This window comes from Paenibacillus sp. OT2-17, assembly GCF_009827695.1.
In the GTDB taxonomy this organism is placed as follows: domain Bacteria; phylum Bacillota; class Bacilli; order Paenibacillales; family Paenibacillaceae; genus Paenibacillus; species Paenibacillus polymyxa_B.
In genome coordinates this window covers 1-2,807 of record NZ_WUDQ01000488.1, presented here as the reverse complement: position 1 = coordinate 2,807, position 2,807 = coordinate 1, and the positions used below count along the sequence as shown (strand labels likewise).

Sequence of the window (2,807 nt, the reverse complement as noted above, 5' to 3'; positions counted from 1 at the left end):
CTGCTCTGTAACAATATCGAAGGGAGTTTTCTTAATACTCGTTTCTAAAGACTATTGATTTCTTACTTTAACGATTGAATAATTCCGTCCAATTCAGACAGATGCTTGATTTGGAACTTCGGCTTGATCTCTGTGGTATTGGTTTTAGCGTTTCGGTTCACCCAGACCGAGTGTACACCTGCTGCCAACGCTCCTTGAATATCAGTCGTCAGTTTATCTCCTACCATTAAAGCATGTTCAGGCTCAATACCAAGAAGCCCCAAAGCATGCTGGAATATAGACGGATCAGGCTTGCCTCGACCAAATGAACCTGAAATGACAACATGATCAAAGAAAGGAGCTAATTGAGGAACTCCATCCAGTTTCTCCTGTTGTAGATCAGGGGAGCCATTTGTCAGCAATAACAGCTTGTAATGTCCCTTCAATTGTTCTAGAATCTCGAACGTTTCTTCATATACATGTGGACGCGCGCGTCTTTCCGAAGCAAATTGGGTAGCTAGCTTTTCCGCCAACTTCTCATTATCTATCCCTAGTTGCTGGAGTCCTCTGCGCCATGATTCCTTTCGATAAACAGGGGCCAACTGTTCCAATTGGCGGAATTCAGGTTGCTCACCTGCTGTAAAATTCGCCCACAATCCTTCAAACGGGTTAATGCCGATCATTTGAGTAAAACTAAAGGTTTCATAGGATTCATACAAAGCGCGTGCTTCCTTACGCACCGCTTCCTCCAGAGTTTTCGGATCAACGCCTGCTTCACGGGAGCCTGTTTGGCACGCTGCATCAAATGCCTCTTCTACACTACGTTCATCCCATAAAAGGGTATCATCAAGATCAAACATTACCGCCTGAATCGTCATCTGAATTATCCACTCTCTTTCCACAGTATATGTACACCTATTTGCTCGGTTAAATATTTGAATCGTTATGTGTGCCCATATTAAGCAAGCGGCCGCAGCATGTTATATGAAATAACATCATACGGCCTTTGTTAAAGAGCTACAGGCTAAATCAGTTATTTCTTGTCCACCTGTATCTGATTGGATAGCGCAAACTTCTCAAGTCGCTCTGCAATGGCATCCGTGTCATAGCGACCTAATGATTTTGTGAAAATAAAATTACCACCCTTACCTTTTCTTTCAACGGTTACGTAACCCTTTTCAATCTTGATGGCTTTCATGTCCCCTGCCGTCATTGGACGTTCTCTACCACCTTTCAGCATATCGAGAGTATCCTTTCCCACTTTCAAATAAGGACGACGGATGAAAAAGATAACAGCCAGCATCAAGTACAGGCCGAATACAAGCCAATCCATCCCTCGCATACCGGTCTTAGTCAAAAAGTAACTCATAAGCATGTACAATACAGAAAGACCAGCCAGCATAATTGGCACAGTAATGTTACGGCCACGGAAAATATCCATTGTAGAACCTGCGCCGCTAATGGTTTGAATGCCTTGCTTTTTGCGCGATTTATTTAAATGCGCTGTGTTTTTGCGTACTTTTCTTTCAAATGATCGGGCCATCTCTCAGTTCCTTCCCAGATATATTACATTAAAACAATTGCCTCAAAGCTGATCTATATAGATACCATAAAAGGTGCCTAAAACAAAAGGCAAATTGCAGGCTTGGGCACTTTAACAACATTAATGCTTCAGCCCGTCATTTCCTTTCGATGTATCATCGTCCACAAATTCAATCGTCTCAAGCTGCTGCCGAAAATTACGGCGAATGTTACCTAAATAAATTTCCCGAAGATTGGCGCGCTCTGTGGCTTCCTCTTCCGTCAAACCCTCGGATTTTGCTTTGCGCGCTAATTCATTAATGCGCTGTACCAAGCTGTCTATATCCAAATTGTGTCCCCTCCATAAAAGCAAAGATATAATACACTTTGACATGTAGAAAAGAGCTTGTCAAGGCTCCCGTATTGCGCTCCCTGACAAGCTCTAATAGTCTATAGATCAGAAGTTAGGAAGCTTGAGTACCTGACCTGCCTGCACTCCCCGATCCTCCAAACCGTTAATCCGCACAATCCCTTCTATATATACCCGTGTATCCATTCGTTCCGGTTTATGATTTGCGGCAATCTCCCACAACGTATCCCCAGGTTGTACGGTCAGTTTAGTCACTTCTTCCATGGAAGCTGAAGGTGCCGCGAAAACCGTAAGTACACCTGCCCCTGCAATCCAAGCAACAATCACTATAATAAGAAGCTTAAGTAAAAGAGTATTGGTAATAATCTGCATAAAACGCGCCCTACCCTCTTTTCGGGTCTCCTGTAAATTTTCTAAATTCATCGGAAAAATACTTTGATAAGTGCTATATTTCATCATTGGCTGTGTCCTCCAAACATTTGTTCTTATGTTTTCACAATATAACACGAACATTTGTTTTGTTCAATAGAAAAGAGAACAAAAGTTCGCAATTATTTTCAGGGATTATTTAGAACTTATGTTTGTACGAACGGAGGTTCTATGCTATAATTTTCCCAAACGTTACTAAATGGGGTTGATACGGTATGTCTAAGATTTCGAGCCGCCAGCAGGCCATTCTTGAATTTATCCGCAATGAAGTGCGTCTAAAGGGATACCCCCCTTCTGTACGCGAAATAGGCGAGGCTGTAGGCTTAGCCTCCAGTTCTACGGTTCATGGTCATTTGGATCGTTTAGAGAAAAAAGGACTCATTCGCCGCGATCCTACAAAACCACGGGCTATTGAGTTACTCGGTCAAGACGAATCGGATAACAGCAACTTGATTAATTACTCCATTAGTCGTGTCCCCGTCGTCGGCAAAGTAACCGCTGGTCTTCC

At 42.9% G+C, this 2,807-nt stretch carries 5 protein-coding genes; 1 reads left to right on the top strand and 4 read right to left on the bottom strand.

Annotated elements, in window-relative coordinates:
• Positions 1-62: 62 nt before the first annotated feature.
• From GRP75_RS23540 to GRP75_RS23525, 4 genes are all read right to left on the bottom strand, one after another.
• Positions 63-857: an HAD family hydrolase gene (locus tag GRP75_RS23540; RefSeq protein WP_197032081.1), complete on the bottom strand. Its 795-nt coding sequence runs from the start codon at positions 855-857 to the stop codon at positions 63-65.
• Between the two features lie 155 nt (positions 858-1,012).
• Entirely contained in the window at positions 1,013-1,522 is a 510-nt protein-coding gene (locus GRP75_RS23535) for a hypothetical protein (protein WP_160790521.1), read from the bottom strand.
• Between the two features lie 120 nt (positions 1,523-1,642).
• Positions 1,643-1,849 (bottom strand): DUF896 domain-containing protein, encoded by a 207-nt coding sequence (locus GRP75_RS23530; protein ID WP_013310543.1) that lies wholly within the window; start codon positions 1,847-1,849, stop codon positions 1,643-1,645.
• 108 nt (positions 1,850-1,957) lie between these two features.
• Complete coding sequence (locus GRP75_RS23525; RefSeq protein WP_160790522.1) at positions 1,958-2,326, bottom strand: LysM peptidoglycan-binding domain-containing protein; 369 nt, start codon at positions 2,324-2,326, stop codon at positions 1,958-1,960.
• Positions 2,327-2,514: 188 nt separating this feature from the next.
• Between GRP75_RS23525 and GRP75_RS23520 the strand changes: the two genes are divergently transcribed.
• On the top strand, positions 2,515-2,807 hold a 293-nt coding region (locus GRP75_RS23520; protein WP_160790520.1), incomplete at its 3' end, for a LexA family protein.

Coding starts and splice junctions, on each gene's coding strand:
- GRP75_RS23535 (WP_160790521.1), bottom strand. CDS start 1,522: ATGGCCCGATCATTTGAAAGAAAAGTACGCAAAAACACAGCGCATTTA.
- GRP75_RS23540 (WP_197032081.1), bottom strand. CDS start 857: ATGACGATTCAGGCGGTAATGTTTGATCTTGATGATACCCTTTTATGG.
- GRP75_RS23525 (WP_160790522.1), bottom strand. CDS start 2,326: ATGAAATATAGCACTTATCAAAGTATTTTTCCGATGAATTTAGAAAAT.